This window comes from Algoriphagus hitonicola, assembly GCF_900113375.1.
GTDB classification, from domain to species: domain Bacteria; phylum Bacteroidota; class Bacteroidia; order Cytophagales; family Cyclobacteriaceae; genus Algoriphagus; species Algoriphagus hitonicola.
On sequence record NZ_FOPC01000009.1, the window covers coordinates 103,302 to 118,991 of the forward strand.

Sequence of the window (15,690 nt, forward strand, 5' to 3'; positions counted from 1 at the left end):
ATTAATTGCGGTAAGCTTTGGCTTGGTTGATTTTGGATACATCCACCAGAAAACGATTTCTGAGGATTTTTCTTCCCAGTAGAATGGCGTTTTTCATACTGGACCGGTCTGTCAGGGTGATTTCGGCGATAAACTTCTCTCCGGCTAATTCCATTGGCGTTTCTATTAGGTAACGAACCTCTGCATGCCCAAAGGAATTTTTCACTTTCTTCTCTCTGTAGTTTTCCACAACTACTTCTTTTCCTGTAAATCCCCGATGTCCTGGAAGAAGCGCTTCGAAAACAAGGACGTTTTTTCCTTCCCGGACCTCTTCACGGATGTTTTCGGCATGAACCGAACTGGTATAAGCTCCAGTGTCTACTTTTGCCCAGACTAGTTTCAATCCTAGTTCAGGAAGTGAAATCCGTTCTTTTCTACCTATTATTTTTTTATCCATGTTGACTGATTCTCATCATAAGTCTGGCAATTTCCATTGATAAATCCGTGAAGATTAATTTCGCGTTTCCGTTTCGTTCCAAATGATAATGGGCTTGGTTGAATAAATGATAAAGCCCGGGAATATGATCCTCTTTCAGTACATTTCCACTGATCTTTTCTATAAAGTCCCGATCTTCACCTTTGGTCCGAAGGAGGGAATCTACGGAAGAATTTTTAAGTAAAATTTCTCGAAGCACATTCATTCCAGTCTGTAAAACGGATTTTTGGGCTTCTTTGTCATATTTATGGTAAGCGTCCGAAAGGGCAAAAATCTCCTTGAAATTCCGCCGATTACACAACCTAAACCAATCTCTCACCCAAGCCACTTGCTGATCTTCCACCTGATTGACCAATCGCACCGCCTCTCGAAGATTACCGTCTGCGATCATCGCTATTTGACTGGCAGTCTGATCATCACAATATCCACCACTGACCAAATGCTCATGGATCTCTTCGTCTGTAAACGCTCGGATCATGACTTTTTGGGTACGGGACAAAATCGTCGTCAGCAACTGCTCCGGTTGAGAGGTAATCAGCATAAAAATCGTTTTGAGCTGAGGTTCTTCAAGAATTTTCAACAGTGCATTGGATGCTTCCGTATTGAGATACTCTGCTCCCCAGATCAACATGATCTTGTAGCCTCCCTCAAAGGAAACCAGCGAGAGCGTCTGAATGATTTTTCGAGCAGCGCCTACCGAGATATTCAGTTGTTTTTTCTCTAAGCCATTGAAATAAATGTAGTCGTGGATATTTCCATAGGGTTGCTCTAGCGCAAACTTTCGGAAGTTTGCCAAATGGTCCACCTTGTCTTCTTTTTCCTCCTTTTTCTCTTCTTTTCCCTTAGAGATTAGCGGAAAAGCAAAATTCAAATCAGGCATGACCAGTTTTGCCATCCGCTGACAAGGGGGACAGGTCCCACAAGAATCTTCCTCACTCGGATGTTGACAATAGAGAAAGGTGGATAAGGCCAAAGCCATCGTCAGACTGGCAGATCCCTCAGGCCCATGAAAAAGCAAGGCATGCGCCAAATGATTCTGCTTTACGGCATTGATCAGATGTTTTTTGGTTTCGGGCAAACCCGGTATATCGGCAAATTGCATGAGGCTATTTTTCAGGGTTTTTATCCCAAATTCGATAATTCTTGGTCAGTTCAAAGACCTTTTGAAAAAGAGCAGACTCCACCTTGGTCCAAGGTAATTTTCTCCGTTGCATAACGATCTCGGCTGTCTCTTCAAATTTTGGATATTGAAAGGTAGAAAAACCTGCCGCTCCACCCCAAGAAAAGGACGGGATAAAATTACGGGGAAAACCATCTCCAAAGATATTTGCGCCTACTCCTACCACCGTGCCTGTATTAAACATCGTATTGATTCCGCATTTGGAGTGATCCCCCATCATCAAGCCACAAAATTGCAAACCTGTGGACACAAATCCTCCCCTGACATAATTCCAAATTTTGACAGGAGCATAATTATTTTTCAAATTGGAGGTATTGGTATCCGCTCCGAGATTGCACCATTCCCCGATGACCGAATTTCCCAAAAAACCATCGTGTCCTTTGTTGGAATAGCCAAAAATCACTGAATTGGAGATTTCTCCACCGACTTTGGAATGGGGCCCCACGGTAATATCTCCACGCATTTTAGCACCCATATTCACCGTGGATCCCTCACATAATGCAAATGGCCCTCTGATCAGCGCTCCTTCTTGGATCTCGGTATTTTTCCCGATATAAATAGGCCCGTTTTCGGCATTGAGTACTGCTGACTTGATTACCGCTCCTTTTTCGATAAAAATATCCTGTCCGTAGGTGTGCGTGAAAGGGTCAGTGAGAGGTTGGCTTTTTCGACCTTCGGTGATCAAATGAAAATCCCGGGTAATTTCTTTTCCATTAAAACTAAAAATATCCCAAGGATGCTGAATCATCAGAGGTGCTTCAGGCAGTTGGATTTGTTGCTTTTCGGCAGCTGAAGCAAGGTTTTTTTCCGTTTCCCCGATATAAGTCGCGATCAGCGTTTTTCCAAAGTAAAGCGACTGGTTTTTTTCCAGTCTGCAGAGGAAAGCCACTATCTCAGCAGTCGGAATCAGCGCTCCATTAACTGCAAGCGCGTCACCGAGATTGCGGGGAAACTTCTCTTGCAAATAATCTTGAGTGAGAAAAGAAACCTGGCTTTTGCTGATAAGCTCCCATTTTTCGGCGATCTGCAGGATTCCTACCCGAATAGCTCCAATCGGCCGAGTAAAAGTAAATGGCAATAAGGCTCCCCGAATCGAGGGATCGTCAAACAATAGTATCTGCTCCATGAGACAAAAATAAAAAAGTCTCCCGGAATCCATGCTCCGGGAGACTTTTTCGCTGAAGACTCTTTCGAATTACTTCTTGTATCTTCTGTTGAATTTCTCCACTCGACCAGCTGTATCGAGCAACATTTTCTTACCGGTGTAGAAAGGGTGAGACTCAGAGCTCACTTCTATTTTGTACACAGGGTATTGTTTGCCATCTTCCCATTCGATTGTCTCGGAAGTTTCGATGGTAGATTTGGTCATAAATTTAAACTCAGAAGATGTGTCGTAAAACACCACGTCTCTGTAGTTTGGATGAATATCAGCTTTCATATCACTAGTATTTTTGGAGTACCTTTTTCAAATGAGGCACAAAGTTATCCTTTTTCGTAAAAATCACCAAATCTTTGTCGGAAATTTCCACTTGAATGAATCAGTTTTATGCTGACACAAAGGTAATGATGTGCAGGATTTTTCATGCCACTTCAATAATTCTTTCTTAAAAAACGCAGGATCTGATCGAAAACTGTATTTTCGAGTTGAAAACTGGAAATTTTTGATGTTAATCCCCACTCAATCACATGCGAATAATTGAATCATTAGCCCTAAGGTACCTGCTATTCCTTGGAGTTTTTCTTTTGATAAATCAACATCAAATTTTTGCCCAAGGGAGTTATATCCCTTTCGAGCGGGATTATTATCACAAAATCGAGCGATATGAAATCCTCCAAGGATCAAATAATCCTTTTTTTATTACCGGATTCAAACCTTTTAGAAGGGATATTTTAGCTCAATACTTGGATAGTTTACGCCATGACCCGGTGATTCAATCGGCCTCAGACCGGTTCAACTGGGAATATTTGGCTCAGGATAATTGGGAATTTATGTCTGAAGAAACTCCCGAATCCCAAAAACCCTTTTTGAGAAAAATCTACCGGAGACCCGGAGATTTTGCCCATTATTACAGCGAGGATTTTGATATTCATCTCAGTCCGGTACTTTTTCTCAGCGGAGGAATAGAATCAGATCAGGATCGCAAGCCCGCCCAACTTAGCCGCGGAATCGTCGTCCGGGGAGCCATCGACAAAAAAGTCAGTTTTTACACCTACGTAACTACCTCGGAGGTATTTTTTCCCTCTTGGGCAAAATCCTATGCTACCCAAAACCTGGCAGTTCCCGGTGAAGGGTTTTGGAAAGAATATGAACGAGACGGCTACAGCTATTTTTCTGCCAGAGGCCATGTCAATTTTCATCTGACTAAAAGTATCCAAGCGCAAGTGGGACATGACCGAAATTTTGTCGGGGAAGGATATCGCTCTTTTCTGCTTTCGGATTTTTCCAATCCTTATATGTTTGTCAAGCTGAATACCAAAATCTGGAAGTTTCAGCTCACGAATTTATGGTCCCAAATGACCGCGGATGTTTTTTATAACAGAAGAAGACCCACTGATGGACGATATCCGCAAAAGTTTTTCTCCATGCATCGACTGAGTTTCAATGTAGGGGAAAAGCTTAATCTTGGTTTTTTTGAATCGGTGATGACCGATCAGATTAACTTCAACTACTTCAATCCCGTGGTCTTTTTCCGCTGGGCTGAGCAGCAAATCGGCACACCGGACAAGGTTATGCTGGGGATGGATGCCAAATGGAATCTTAGACCCGGAATGCAGCTTTACGGGCAATTTGCCTTGGATGAATTTGTTTTTGGTGAATTCTTTGGGATTGACGGCAAGGGATCAAAACGAAATAAATACGGGGTACAAGCCGGTTACAAATACATCAACGCCTTTGAAGTTTCTAATTTGGACCTTCAGCTCGAATTCAATACCGCCCGACCCTATACTTTTCAGGAAAAAATCGACTATCAATCCTACTCCAACTGGCGGACTCCCCTCACCCACCCACTGGGCGCAAACTTCCGAGAATTTCTCGGAATCCTACGCTATCAACCACTTCCGCGATTAAATATAACGGCGTTGGGGATGTTTCAATTCTTCGGTTCCGATCCAGATCCAGAAACGAACTGGGGAGGAAATGTGCTCAAAAATCGTCTCGATGGAAGTCCCACTGGATTATTTGGCAATGTCATCGGACAGGGGATTAAAAATAAGGTGTTTCAGTCGAATCTGACTGCGAGCTACATGCTGAAGCATAATTTCTTTATTGACGCATCGCACACTTTCCGCCATCAGCGGATCGAGGGATCTGACCACCGCCGATCTCAATTGATTCAGTTGGGTATCCGGTGGAACTTTATCCGACCCGAATTCAATTTCTAGTCCAACAGCTATTTTGCGTAACTTGCGGCCTCATTTGATGAATCGATTTTCATGAAGACTTACCTGCGGATTCTTTCCTATGCCAGACCTTATGGAAAGTTTGTGCCCACCTATATTATTTACACGCTATTTTCCATCATTTTTGGACTGATCAATTTCACGCTACTCAAGCCGCTTTTTGATGTCATTTTTGAACAGGTGGACCCAAAGACCTTGGACCAGTATCGAGAGCTACCGGAGTTTAGCCTTACAATAGACTACTTTACAGGCTTGTTCAACCATCATTTTCTGGAGGTTTCGGGAGAATATGGCAAGGTCGGCACCTTGGTTTTTGTCTGTATGATCATCGTGGTTTCGGTCTTTCTTTCCAACCTGTTCACTTACCTCTCAGGAGTAGTATTGGCCAAAGTCCGCGCAGTGGTCATCAAGCGGATGCGGATGGATATTTTTGGAAAAGTGAGCGGGCTACACATAGGTTATTTTTCCGATGAGCGCAAAGGCGATCTCATGTCCAAAATGACCAATGACGTACAAGAGGTCGAAAACACCATCGTTCAATCACTCCGGGTAGTTTTTCGCGAGCCAGCAACAATCATTCTTTATTTTGCAGTTTTATTTTTTATGTCGGTCAAACTGACGCTTTTTACCATTTTGATCATACCCATTTCCGGAGCGATCATCGGTGGTATCACGCGGAGATTAAAAAAACGAGCCGTCCAAAGTCAGCAATCCTTGGGTAGAATTGTGAATATTCTGGACGAGACGCTAGGTGGAATGCGGGTCATAAAAGCCTTCAATGCGGAGCGCTTTATGTTTGGCAAATTTGATCAGGAAACCGACCACTATGCAGATGTCAATGTCAATATGGCCCGGAAAAATGAATTGGCCTCCCCGATTTCCCAATTTTTGGGAGTGACGGTGGTTGCGGGAATTTTGGTTTACGGGGGCAGTTTGGTTTTAAGTGGAAACTCGGATTTGAGTGCTTCGGATTTCATCACCTACATCATCATTTTCACCCAAGTGCTAAATCCAGCCAAAGAAATCTCACGTGCCGTTTCCAGCATTCAGCGGGGCATTGCTTCGGCGGAGCGGATTTTTGAAGTTGTGGATACTGATTCAAAAATCAAAAATCCGTCTCACCCTATTTCCATAGCTCAATTCGAGAGCGGAATCAACTTTGAGCAAGTTAACTTCGCCTATGAGGAACAGCTGATTCTAAAAGACATCAATTTTACGCTAGAAAAAGGGAAAACCATCGCATTGGTTGGTCCTTCAGGGGGCGGAAAGTCCACTTTGGCGGATTTGGTGCCGCGCTTTTATGACCCAACAAAAGGGAAGATAACGCTTGATGGAAATGATCTCCGAGACCTGAAGCTCGAAGAACTCCGAAAACTGATGGGAATCGTCACACAGGAATCCATTCTGTTCAATGACACCGTATTTAACAACATCGCATTTGGAATCGAAGGAGCGACCGAAGACCTAGTTATCGAGGCTGCCAAAATCGCCAATGCGCATGAGTTTATCATCAAGATGGACGATGGCTATCAATCGTCGATTGGTGAGCGGGGCACAAAGCTCTCGGGAGGACAGCGACAGCGTTTGAGTATTGCACGTGCGGTTTTAAAAAATCCACCGATTCTCATTCTCGACGAAGCCACTTCAGCTTTGGATTCAGAGTCCGAAAGATTGGTACAGGAGGCCTTGACTCATTTGATGAAAAACCGGACTACCCTGGTGATCGCTCATCGCCTGAGTACCATCCAACATGCAGACGAAATCCTGGTAATCGAGCGGGGACAGATCGTTCAGCGAGGAAGCCATCAGGAGCTCATGAATCAAGAAGGCCTTTATCAAAAGCTTTCGAGTATTCAGTCCGTTTAGTATATTTAGGAAAGCAAATTTTACTATTCATGAAAAAACTTCATCAAATACTTCAAATCATTCTCTTGGTTTACTTCTCACTATTTTTGGTCTTTTTTATTGCCTTTGACACGATCGGAGGAATATTCGGTATGGAAGAAGTGACCTCGGACAGTGTGGTAAAAATTATATTAGTCGGGTTTCTTTTATTTTTGGCTTCTTGGTTGGTTGGACAGGGAGTGCGGTCCTCATTGGAGAAAAAAATAAAAAAAATGGAGGCTGAGATGAACAGCCTAAAAGCAAGAATTTACGATATTGAGCATCCGGTCAGCACCGAAAAGCCCAAATCTGCTGCACCAAGTGCCGAGGATGCCGAACCCAGTAATTTGCCTCCGAGACAAAATTTCACTGATAAATAAGGAGTTAATTTTCAGAAAACTGTATATTAAGGAAACCAAAACAGGTTTCCTTTTTTCATTATGGTAGCAAAAACTTTTGGAAGTGCGGTCTCTGGCGTTGATGCCAACTTGATCACAATCGAGGTCAATGTGGGCATGGGCACCAGTTTCTTTATGGTAGGACTACCCGATTCTGCCGTAAAAGAATCTCAGCAGCGGGTAGAGTCAGCCTTAAAATACTTCGGCTTTCGCATGCCGAGACAAAAGGTGGTTATAAACCTTGCTCCGGCGGATATCCGCAAAGAAGGCTCTGCCTATGACCTACCGATAGCCATGGGTATATTGCAAGCTTCCGAGCAAGTCGAATTCCCCGAATTGGATCGTTATGTGATTATGGGTGAGCTTTCCCTTGACGGAAATCTCCGCCCGATCAAAGGGATCCTTCCCATTGCCATCGAAGCTCGCAAACAGGGATTTAAAGGTTTTATCCTTCCGCTGGTAAACGCCAAAGAGGCCTCGATTGTCAACAACCTAGATATCATAGGGGTAGAAACCCTTCAGCAGGCGGCGGATTTTTTGATGGGAGATCTGGAAATCACCCCTTTGGTGACGGATACCCGAGAAATATTCTATCATTCCCTGGATGATATCGAATTTGACTTTGCTGACGTCCAAGGTCAGGAAAACATCAAACGAGCCATGGAAATCGCCGCTGCAGGCGGTCACAATGTCATCATGATCGGACCGCCCGGTGCAGGCAAAACCATGCTGGCCAAAAGATTACCTTCGATTCTTCCACCCCTTTCTTTGCAGGAAGCATTAGAAGCGACCAAAATCCATTCCGTCGCTGGAAAGCTAGGAAACAATGCTTCGCTGCTGGCCAATCGCCCTTTTCGAAGTCCCCATCATACCATTTCGGATGTGGCTTTGGTAGGTGGAGGAGGCAATCCACAGCCGGGTGAAATTTCCCTCGCGCACAATGGGGTGCTTTTTTTGGATGAATTGCCAGAATTCAAACGAACCGTGCTCGAAGTTATGCGCCAACCCTTGGAAGAGCGGAAAGTCACCATCTCAAGAGCAAAAGTATCGGTCGATTATCCGGCCAATTTCATGTTGATTGCCAGTATGAACCCCTGTCCCTGCGGCTATTACAATCATCCCGAAAAGGAATGCGTCTGTGGGCCAGGTATCGTGCAGCGCTATCTGAATAAAGTCAGTGGGCCATTGCTTGACCGAATTGACCTGCATGTGGAAGTGACTCCGGTGAAATTTGACGAGATGACCTCTACCCGAAAAAGCGAATCCAGCAAAGCTATTCGAGAGCGAGTCATCAAAGGCCGTGAAAAACAAAAAGAGCGCTTCCAAAATAATCCTGAAGTCTATTGTAATGCCATGATGCCGTCTCATATGGTCAAGGAAGTCTGCCAAATCAACGAAGCAGGCAAAGCCCTGCTCAAAACGGCCATGGAGCGACTGGGACTTTCAGCACGGGCTTACGATCGCATACTCAAGGTTGCCCGCACCATCGCTGATATCGTAGACAGTCCGGAAATCAAAGTGGAGCATCTCGCTGAGGCAATTCAATATCGGAGTTTGGATCGAGAAGGCTGGGCGGGGTGAGATGCTTTTTATATTGTTTTGTGAAATATGACTTCTTTAGAAAGAAAAGAAATAGAAAATAGAATTCATACCGTCCGAGGACTACAGGTGATGCTCGATAGTGATTTGGCGGAGCTTTATGGCACGGAGACCAAGTTTATCAATCGGGCGGTAAAAAGAAATCAACAGAGATTTCCACCAGCATTTACTTTTCAATTATCAATAAAAGAGTGGGAAAACTTGAGGTTCCAGATTGGAACTTCAAATTCACATGGTGGTAGAAGAACCGTTCCATTTGTCTTTACAGAACAGGGAATTGCGATGCTATCTGCTGTTTTACAAACCGAAACGGCAATTCAAGTAAGTATAAAAATTATTCAAGCCTTTGTAGAGATGCGGAAGTTTTTAGTTCAAAACGCCTCGCTTTTTCAACGATTGGATCAACTTGAAATCAGGCAACTAGAAAACGATAAAAAGTTTGACCGATTATTCAAAGCCTTGGAAAAGGGGCAATTAAAAGCAGAAAAAGGAATATTTTTCGAGGGGCAGGTTTTTGATGCTTATGTTTTTGTTTCTGAATTGATTAAAAAAGCCAAAAGGGAAATCATACTGATTGACAATTATGTAAATGAATCCGTACTCACGTTATTTAGCAAACGTAATCATAATGTCAAAGCCACAATTTTTACAAAAAATAGTACCCAAGGATTTCTTTTGGATTTAGAAAAGTACAATTCGCAGTATCCAAAAATCGAAGTCTCGAACTTTTCCAAAAGCCATGATCGGTTTTTAATCCTTGATAAATCGGAACTTTACCATTTTGGAGCATCACTTAAAGATCTGGGAAAGAAATGGTTTGCATTTTCAAGAATGGATGATTTTGTAGAAGTACTTTTAAATGAAGTAAATAGCAATTTATGAGAAGAAAGAAAAGTCAAGCTGAGTTTGTCCAATGGTTCGGCCCCTTATTAGATGCTTTACGGGAATTAGGGTACTCAGGAAAACCCAGAGAAGTATCAGAAAAAATTGCCCAAAATCTCAATTTAGATAATGATTTTTTGGATGAAACACTTAAGTCTGGTGGAAATAGATTTCACAATCAAGTGGCATGGGCCAGGCAATACCTTATTTGGGAAGGATTATTGAATTCTTCTGAAAGAGGAACATGGAAACTAACCGAAAAGGGAAAAAATACTCACTTAACTCCAGATGAGTCTCGAGAAATATTTTTGAAATGGGTCGAGATCAATCAAAAAATAAGAAAAGAAAAATCAAAAAAAGAAATTATTGAAGACCAAGAGGAAGAAGAACCTGAGACAGTGGAAGTAACTGCTGAAAACAACCTACTTTCCGTTCTGAAATCTCTTTCTCCTTCAGGTTTTGAAAATGTTTGTAAAGAGTTACTGAGAGAACATGGCTTTGAGAATGTGGAAGTCACCGGAAAGTCTCATGATGGAGGAATAGATGGTTTTGGGATTTTAGAATAAAATCCCTTTGTCAGTTTTAAAGTGATTTTTCAATGTAAGAGATATGAAGGTTCTGTCTCTAGAGCACAAGTAGGAGATTTCCGAAATGCAATGCTAGGCCGTGCTGAAAAAGGGATCATTCTCACTACAGGAACGTTTTCCAGAGATGCCGAAAAAGAGGCATCCCGGGACGGAGCACCTCCCATTGAATTGGTGGACGGAAAAAAGCTTATCCAAATGTTTGAAATGGTGAAGTTGGGGCTTAAGCCAAAAACAGTCTATGATGTTGACTTAAACTATTTTCAGAAATTCAAAGAATAATTGACCTATTCTCATGCCCCAGCAAAACCAATTTTTCTCCAAAGAATTTATGCTCACCTTGTATCGAGAGCTATGGGAAGCGGATACCAAAACCAAAATCCAATTTACGCTTAACTACATCGAGACCGTCAAAGAAAATTATCCGCTAGAACTAGTAGAGTACATGACTCAAACCCAGCTAGCTAATATCTATTTCGATCAGCAGGAATACGAAAAGGCTCTTCCCCTTTTAAAAGAAATCAATGAAAAGGAGACCCCGGAGAAAACTGCGGGGAAACACCTCTACACCTCCTTACTCATTCGGACGCACCGATTCCTAAAAAATTACAAGGAGGCACTTTCGGTTTTTGAAGGAGCAATGGAGCAACAAAACCAAAATCCAAAAGCTTTTAAAATCTTGGACCTTTTGGAAGATTATGTTAATCTCTGCGAGGATGCAGTTTGGCCTTTTGACCCAATTTACGAACCCCATATCCATCAGGTGATTCAGGACTTGGGATTTCCAGAAAAGAACCTCTCCACCATCGAATTGGTGAGGTTTCTCGAGCAGTTAAATAAAACTTGGAATATTCGTCTCGGAACTATTCAGGTCAAAGAAGATATTTCTCAAGAAGAACGGAATAAACTATTCCAGGAATATATCCAAGAATGTCCCATCCAATGGTATCGAGACTATGCTTCTCGATGCATTTCTCCTAAAATCAATCCCCAAAACTAATTCCCATGCCTTTTGCAGCCTGCACCAAAGTACCTTTCGGGTCCACATAATTATAGGCTGAAATAGCCTTTTTGATCGGGACTGAGGTGTATTCATTGTTGAGCAAAACGACCAATTCCCCAAATTTTCCTTCCAAAACCAGTTCAAAAGCTTTCACTCCAAAAACCGAAGCAATCACCCGATCAAAAGCAATCGGCGTTCCTCCACGTTGAGTATGTCCCAAAACAGTTTCTCGAATATCCGCATCCAGGCCAGCAGCTTTTAATTGCTCGCTTAGGGTATATGCAACCCCACCTAGCCGAACGGCAATTCTTCCTTCCTCACCTTTGCTTGAGGTCACCGATCCCTCCTTGGCATGTGCACCTTCGGCAATGACAATATTCACAAATCCACGTCCATTGGCATAGCGGGATTCAATTCGCTTGACGACTTTCTGCAGATCATAGGGGACCTCAGGAATCAGACAGATTTCTGCCCCACCCGCAATGGCAGTGTATAGGGCGATCCAACCGGCATTTCTTCCCATTACTTCCATAATCATCACCCGATGATGACTGGCGGCGGTAGTCACTAAGCGATCAAAAGAGTCGGTTGCAATCTGAACTGCGGTCTGAAATCCAAAGGTGAAATCCGTCGAGGACAGGTCATTATCAATGGTTTTGGGCACACCGACTACAGGCATCCCGGCATCGTGCATTGCCTGAGAAATCTCCTGCGAACCGTCTCCTCCGATATTGATCACTGCATCGAACCCTTTTCGCTTAAGATCAGCTACCAACTCGGGAATTTTATTGATGATTTTCACGGAGCCATCCGCCTGCTTTTCCGAAAAACGAAGTGGATTTCCTTTATTTGTGGTTCCCAGCATCGTCCCTCCGATTACATGGATTCCAGCGGTATTTTGCTCGTCCAATTTGATGATTCGGGGAGGATTTTCCATCACTCCGTTAAACGCTTCAAAACTCCCCCAAACCTCCCATTCACCTGATTGAGCAGCTCGCTTAGTTATTCCTCTGATCACGGCATTGAGGCCGGGACAATCCCCACCTCCGGTAGAAACCAACAATTTTTTCATAACTTTTAAGAAAATACCAGGTAGCAACTATGAAATTTCACGATTGAACCTGCTGATTAGACAATTTTAAACAGATTTTAAGTAATGGAGTTATCCATCAAAGCATTTAACCTATGAAAAAATTCACCTTTCTCCTAGTATTTATCTCCTATATGAGCTTCGGACAGGACCAGATTCCTGCCGAAAATGGAGCAATAAAGATCAATCCCATACTTCACGGTTCCTTGGTGATTGATTATCAAGATCTCACCATTTATGTAGATCCTTACGGTGGCGCTGAGCTATTTTCCGGACAAAACCCAGCCGACTTGGTTTTGATCACCGATATTCACGGCGATCATCACAATCAGGAAACGCTCGATGGCTTGGATTTAAGCAAGACTACTGTTATCGCTCCTTCGGCTGTGGCCGAAAAACTTCCAAAAGACAAATACGCAGCAATCGTTATCATCGGAAATGGTGAGCAAAAAGCAATTTCAGGAGCGGATATCCGTGCCATTCCCATGTACAACCTTCCCGAGACAGCCGACAGTCGGCATCCCAAAGGCAGAGGAAATGGTTATATAGTTACGCTGGGAGGAAAGCAAATCTACCTTTCTGGTGACACTGAAGACATTCCCGAAATGAGAGCGCTCACAGGAATAGACGTGGCTTTTGTCTGCATGAATCTGCCCTATACCATGGATGTCAATCAAGCAGCCAGTGCAGTTTCAGAATTTAAGCCTGCCATCGTTTATCCTTATCATTTCCGCGGTGGAGATGGATTGGCCGATGTGGATCAATTCAAAACCTTGGTCAACAAATCCGCTCCAAATGTGGAAGTCAGGTTGAAAAACTGGTATCCGGAGAATTAAAATTTTATCAAAACTACCATTGAAGCAGCTCCAAAGGCTGCTTTTTTCTTTTGAGGAGAAATTCAGAAAAAAGTCCTGTTTCACTTTTGTGCTTAGAGTCACAGAGAAAAATTGGTAGAATTAAATACTTTTACTAATTAAAGTCCCAACCATGAAAAACCTGCTTTTTGCCTTTTCTATTCTGTTTACTCTAGGAAGTTGCTCCAGCGGAGAAACCCAAAAAGATAATTTGAATGAAAACTCCGTGGCAAAAGTCATTTCCTTAAACTCAATCGATTTTCAATCCAAGTTTCAGACTGGTGAAGGTATTCTCTTAGATGTCCGCACACCCGCCGAGATCAACCAAGGACTTCTTTCTAAAAACGCCAAAATCATAGACATCTATGCCAATGACTTTTCGAAGCGCGTATTGGAACTACCCAAAGATCAGAAAATTTACATTTATTGTAGCGCGGGGATTAGGAGTGAGCAAGCCGCCAATTTTTTGATTCAAAATGGCTATACCCAAGTTTTTCACCTGAAAGGAGGACTTGGGGATTGGACTCGAAACGGGCTTCCGCTGGAGCGTCTTTAAATCTTCGAAAAGGCCTGGTCCAAATCCTCAAGTAAATCATCACTATGTTCCAATCCTACCGAAACTCGGATAAGGTTTGGAGGTATCAGGGTATCGGGGCCTTCAACGGCTGCTCTTCGCTCGATGATACTTTCTACACCTCCTAAGCTCGTAGCATTCACAAAAAGATAAAGCGCTTTAATGAGTCGATCGGCAGCATCTGCCCCACCTTTGACCTCAAAAGAAACCACGCCGCCAAATCCTGTCATCTGACTTGCCGCCTCATCATGCCCGGGGTGATTTTTTAGTCCCGGATAGTGTACTTTATCTACTTTGGGATGAGCCAACAAGTATTCTGCTAAAATCATGGAATTTTGGGCATGTCCACGCATGCGATAAGCGAGCGTTCGGATACTTCGACTAAGCCAATAACAATCTGATGCCGCAGGTACCGCCCCTCCTACTCGCTGCACGGTTCTGATTTTTGCCCAAAACTCATTGTCTTCTTTTCCCACCAGGATTCCTCCTAAAATATCACTATGGCCCCCAAAATATTTGGTACTGCTGTGCATCACGATATCCGCACTTAGTGCCAGTGGATTCTGAAATACAGGCGTGGCGAAGGTATTGTCACATGCTAGGACGGCCTGTTGACTTTTAGCGATTTCAGCGATTTTCCGGATATCAGTGATTTTCAGTAAAGGATTGGATGGAGTCTCCACCCAAAACAGTCGCGTATTCGGTTGAATTGCTTTTTTCACTTCCTCCAGATCCGCCATATTCACAAAACTCACTTCATGAATCCCTTTAAAAAGTACGCTCATGGAGTTGTGGAGACCATGGTACATATCGTCAGGTGCAATAATATGAGAACCGGGCTCCAAAGCTTGAAAAACGGCCGTGCCCGCAGCATTACCTGATGAAAAAGCCGCAGCAACTTTTCCCCCTTCCAAGGAAGCAACCAGTTCTTCCAGTGCCAGTCGATTGGGATTTCCGGCTCGGGTATAGAGCATTCCGGCTTCATTTTCATGCTCAAAAGTGGTACTCAACGTGATCGGCTGAACAACCGGCCGGTTGGTATCGGTGATATGGTTGCCTTTATGGATGGATCGGGTTTCAAATTTCATAGCTTGAATATTTTTTGGGAAATTAAGAAAACCTCGGACATAAGAATATGATTTGAGTCACTTGACAAAAAAAATAGCTGAAAATAATGTACGAAAAAAGCCCGGCGAAAACCGGGCGCTGTTCTCTTTATCTGATCCGATCCACCGAACGAACCAAAGCTTCATCTTTTTTGATAAATCGATTAGCCAGCATATTACAAACCATGGCCCCTAAAATCACCCAAAATCCGAAATGGTAAGTTCCTCCGCTTGTGGCCTCAATTTCAGAATTGATTCCATTGGTAGTGAGAAAAACCGCCACGATCAACACCACCATCACCAAACTGTTGATCATATTGAATAGTAATTGCTTAGCTCTGCTTTTGTATTGAAAAATAGAAATTAAGGCCAAAAATCCAGCAAATGCCGCCAAAGCAGAAAGATACCATTTGGAGGAAGATTGGATTACTTCTCTATTGGCATCCAAATTAGTCAGCATAAAGGCAGTCAATTCCCAAGAACTCCCAGTTCCATCCCCTGTTTCAGACTGACTCCAAAGCGAGGTACCAATAGTAATCCCCATGGCTACGACTATAAGAAAAAGGAAGATGGTTTGAACCCGTTGAATCATGATTTTTATTTTTTTGCAAAGAAAAGTCCAATTCCCCGCTTTCACAAGAAAAGGCTAAATCAGAATC

15 protein-coding genes and 1 pseudogene are annotated in these 15,690 nt (G+C 43.2%); 9 read left to right on the top strand and 7 right to left on the bottom strand.

The window, feature by feature from the left end:
- Nucleotide 1: 1 nt before the first annotated feature.
- The 4 genes from BM043_RS13085 to BM043_RS13100 form a co-directional block, all read right to left on the bottom strand.
- Nucleotides 2-436 carry an ATP-dependent zinc protease family protein gene (locus BM043_RS13085; RefSeq protein WP_092792337.1) on the bottom strand — a complete coding sequence of 145 codons (435 nt, stop codon included), beginning with the start codon at nucleotides 434-436 and terminating at the stop codon, nucleotides 2-4.
- Nucleotides 429-1,577 carry a DNA polymerase III subunit gene (locus BM043_RS13090; RefSeq protein ID WP_092792339.1) on the bottom strand — a complete coding sequence of 383 codons (1,149 nt, stop codon included), beginning with the start codon at nucleotides 1,575-1,577 and terminating at the stop codon, nucleotides 429-431. The genes BM043_RS13085 and BM043_RS13090 overlap by 8 nt, the downstream gene beginning before the upstream one ends.
- A gap of 4 nt (nucleotides 1,578-1,581) precedes the next feature.
- Nucleotides 1,582-2,781: a GlmU family protein gene (locus tag BM043_RS13095; RefSeq protein ID WP_092792552.1), complete on the bottom strand. Its 1,200-nt coding sequence runs from the start codon at nucleotides 2,779-2,781 to the stop codon at nucleotides 1,582-1,584.
- A gap of 69 nt (nucleotides 2,782-2,850) precedes the next feature.
- Nucleotides 2,851-3,093, bottom strand: coding sequence for a type B 50S ribosomal protein L31 (locus tag BM043_RS13100; RefSeq protein ID WP_087938486.1), 243 nt, complete (start codon nucleotides 3,091-3,093; stop codon nucleotides 2,851-2,853).
- Between the two features lie 248 nt (nucleotides 3,094-3,341).
- On the opposite strand from BM043_RS13100, the gene BM043_RS13105 reads away from it, so the two are divergent.
- The 7 genes and pseudogenes from BM043_RS13105 (at nucleotide 3,342) to BM043_RS13135 (ending at nucleotide 11,404) form a co-directional block, all read left to right on the top strand.
- On the top strand, nucleotides 3,342-5,039 hold the full coding sequence (locus BM043_RS13105; protein ID WP_245753035.1) for a hypothetical protein: 1,698 nt from the start codon (nucleotides 3,342-3,344) through the stop codon (nucleotides 5,037-5,039).
- A gap of 51 nt (nucleotides 5,040-5,090) precedes the next feature.
- A complete protein-coding gene (locus BM043_RS13110) occupies nucleotides 5,091-6,923 on the top strand; it encodes an ABC transporter ATP-binding protein (protein WP_092792340.1) in 1,833 nt (610 codons plus the stop codon).
- A gap of 29 nt (nucleotides 6,924-6,952) precedes the next feature.
- The gene (locus tag BM043_RS13115) at nucleotides 6,953-7,321 is read left to right on the top strand and encodes a hypothetical protein (RefSeq protein ID WP_092792342.1); all 369 of its coding nucleotides are present in this window, start codon (nucleotides 6,953-6,955) and stop codon (nucleotides 7,319-7,321) included.
- Between the two features lie 60 nt (nucleotides 7,322-7,381).
- The gene (locus BM043_RS13120) at nucleotides 7,382-8,920 is read left to right on the top strand and encodes a YifB family Mg chelatase-like AAA ATPase (RefSeq protein ID WP_092792344.1); all 1,539 of its coding nucleotides are present in this window, start codon (nucleotides 7,382-7,384) and stop codon (nucleotides 8,918-8,920) included.
- Between the two features lie 27 nt (nucleotides 8,921-8,947).
- A complete protein-coding gene (locus tag BM043_RS13125) occupies nucleotides 8,948-9,820 on the top strand; it encodes an ORF6N domain-containing protein (protein ID WP_092792346.1) in 873 nt (290 codons plus the stop codon).
- Nucleotides 9,817-10,686, top strand: a pseudogene (locus tag BM043_RS13130) (restriction endonuclease). Before BM043_RS13125 ends, BM043_RS13130 begins: the two are co-directional and overlap by 4 nt.
- A 13-nt stretch (nucleotides 10,687-10,699) precedes the next feature.
- Complete coding sequence (locus tag BM043_RS13135) at nucleotides 10,700-11,404, top strand: tetratricopeptide repeat protein (protein ID WP_092792348.1); 705 nt, start codon at nucleotides 10,700-10,702, stop codon at nucleotides 11,402-11,404.
- Here BM043_RS13135 and BM043_RS13140 read toward each other — a convergent pair.
- Nucleotides 11,388-12,479 carry a 6-phosphofructokinase gene (locus BM043_RS13140; RefSeq protein WP_092792350.1) on the bottom strand — a complete coding sequence of 364 codons (1,092 nt, stop codon included), beginning with the start codon at nucleotides 12,477-12,479 and terminating at the stop codon, nucleotides 11,388-11,390. The two genes, BM043_RS13135 and BM043_RS13140, sit on opposite strands and share 17 nt — an antisense overlap.
- Before the next feature lie 113 nt (nucleotides 12,480-12,592).
- Between BM043_RS13140 and BM043_RS13145 the strand changes: the two genes are divergently transcribed.
- Nucleotides 12,593-13,333 carry an MBL fold metallo-hydrolase gene (locus tag BM043_RS13145; protein WP_092792352.1) on the top strand — a complete coding sequence of 247 codons (741 nt, stop codon included), beginning with the start codon at nucleotides 12,593-12,595 and terminating at the stop codon, nucleotides 13,331-13,333.
- Between the two features lie 151 nt (nucleotides 13,334-13,484).
- Nucleotides 13,485-13,907, top strand: coding sequence for a rhodanese-like domain-containing protein (locus BM043_RS13150; RefSeq protein ID WP_092792354.1), 423 nt, complete (start codon nucleotides 13,485-13,487; stop codon nucleotides 13,905-13,907).
- Here the strand turns inward: BM043_RS13150 and BM043_RS13155 are convergent.
- Together BM043_RS13155 and BM043_RS13160 are read right to left on the bottom strand one after the other, a co-directional pair.
- Nucleotides 13,904-15,013, bottom strand: a complete 1,110-nt coding sequence (locus tag BM043_RS13155) for a trans-sulfuration enzyme family protein (RefSeq protein ID WP_092792356.1) — start codon at nucleotides 15,011-15,013, stop codon at nucleotides 13,904-13,906. The two genes, BM043_RS13150 and BM043_RS13155, sit on opposite strands and share 4 nt — an antisense overlap.
- Before the next feature lie 127 nt (nucleotides 15,014-15,140).
- Entirely contained in the window at nucleotides 15,141-15,623 is a 483-nt protein-coding gene (locus BM043_RS13160) for a DUF4293 domain-containing protein (RefSeq protein ID WP_092792358.1), read from the bottom strand.
- Nucleotides 15,624-15,690 lie beyond the last annotated feature (67 nt).

Bases quoted from the DNA above. Each gene is read 5' to 3' on its own strand.
- BM043_RS13085 (WP_092792337.1), bottom strand. From the start codon at position 436: ATGGATAAAAAAATAATAGGTAGAAAAGAACGGATTTCACTTCCTGAA.
- BM043_RS13090 (WP_092792339.1), bottom strand. From the start codon at position 1,577: ATGCAATTTGCCGATATACCGGGTTTGCCCGAAACCAAAAAACATCTG.
- BM043_RS13095 (WP_092792552.1), bottom strand. From the start codon at position 2,781: ATGGAGCAGATACTATTGTTTGACGATCCCTCGATTCGGGGAGCCTTA.
- BM043_RS13100 (WP_087938486.1), bottom strand. From the start codon at position 3,093: ATGAAAGCTGATATTCATCCAAACTACAGAGACGTGGTGTTTTACGAC.
- BM043_RS13105 (WP_245753035.1), top strand. From the start codon at position 3,342: ATGCGAATAATTGAATCATTAGCCCTAAGGTACCTGCTATTCCTTGGA.
- BM043_RS13110 (WP_092792340.1), top strand. From the start codon at position 5,091: ATGAAGACTTACCTGCGGATTCTTTCCTATGCCAGACCTTATGGAAAG.
- BM043_RS13115 (WP_092792342.1), top strand. From the start codon at position 6,953: ATGAAAAAACTTCATCAAATACTTCAAATCATTCTCTTGGTTTACTTC.
- BM043_RS13120 (WP_092792344.1), top strand. From the start codon at position 7,382: ATGGTAGCAAAAACTTTTGGAAGTGCGGTCTCTGGCGTTGATGCCAAC.
- BM043_RS13125 (WP_092792346.1), top strand. From the start codon at position 8,948: ATGACTTCTTTAGAAAGAAAAGAAATAGAAAATAGAATTCATACCGTC.
- BM043_RS13135 (WP_092792348.1), top strand. From the start codon at position 10,700: ATGCCCCAGCAAAACCAATTTTTCTCCAAAGAATTTATGCTCACCTTG.
- BM043_RS13140 (WP_092792350.1), bottom strand. From the start codon at position 12,479: ATGAAAAAATTGTTGGTTTCTACCGGAGGTGGGGATTGTCCCGGCCTC.
- BM043_RS13145 (WP_092792352.1), top strand. From the start codon at position 12,593: ATGAAAAAATTCACCTTTCTCCTAGTATTTATCTCCTATATGAGCTTC.
- BM043_RS13150 (WP_092792354.1), top strand. From the start codon at position 13,485: ATGAAAAACCTGCTTTTTGCCTTTTCTATTCTGTTTACTCTAGGAAGT.
- BM043_RS13155 (WP_092792356.1), bottom strand. From the start codon at position 15,013: ATGAAATTTGAAACCCGATCCATCCATAAAGGCAACCATATCACCGAT.
- BM043_RS13160 (WP_092792358.1), bottom strand. From the start codon at position 15,623: ATGATTCAACGGGTTCAAACCATCTTCCTTTTTCTTATAGTCGTAGCC.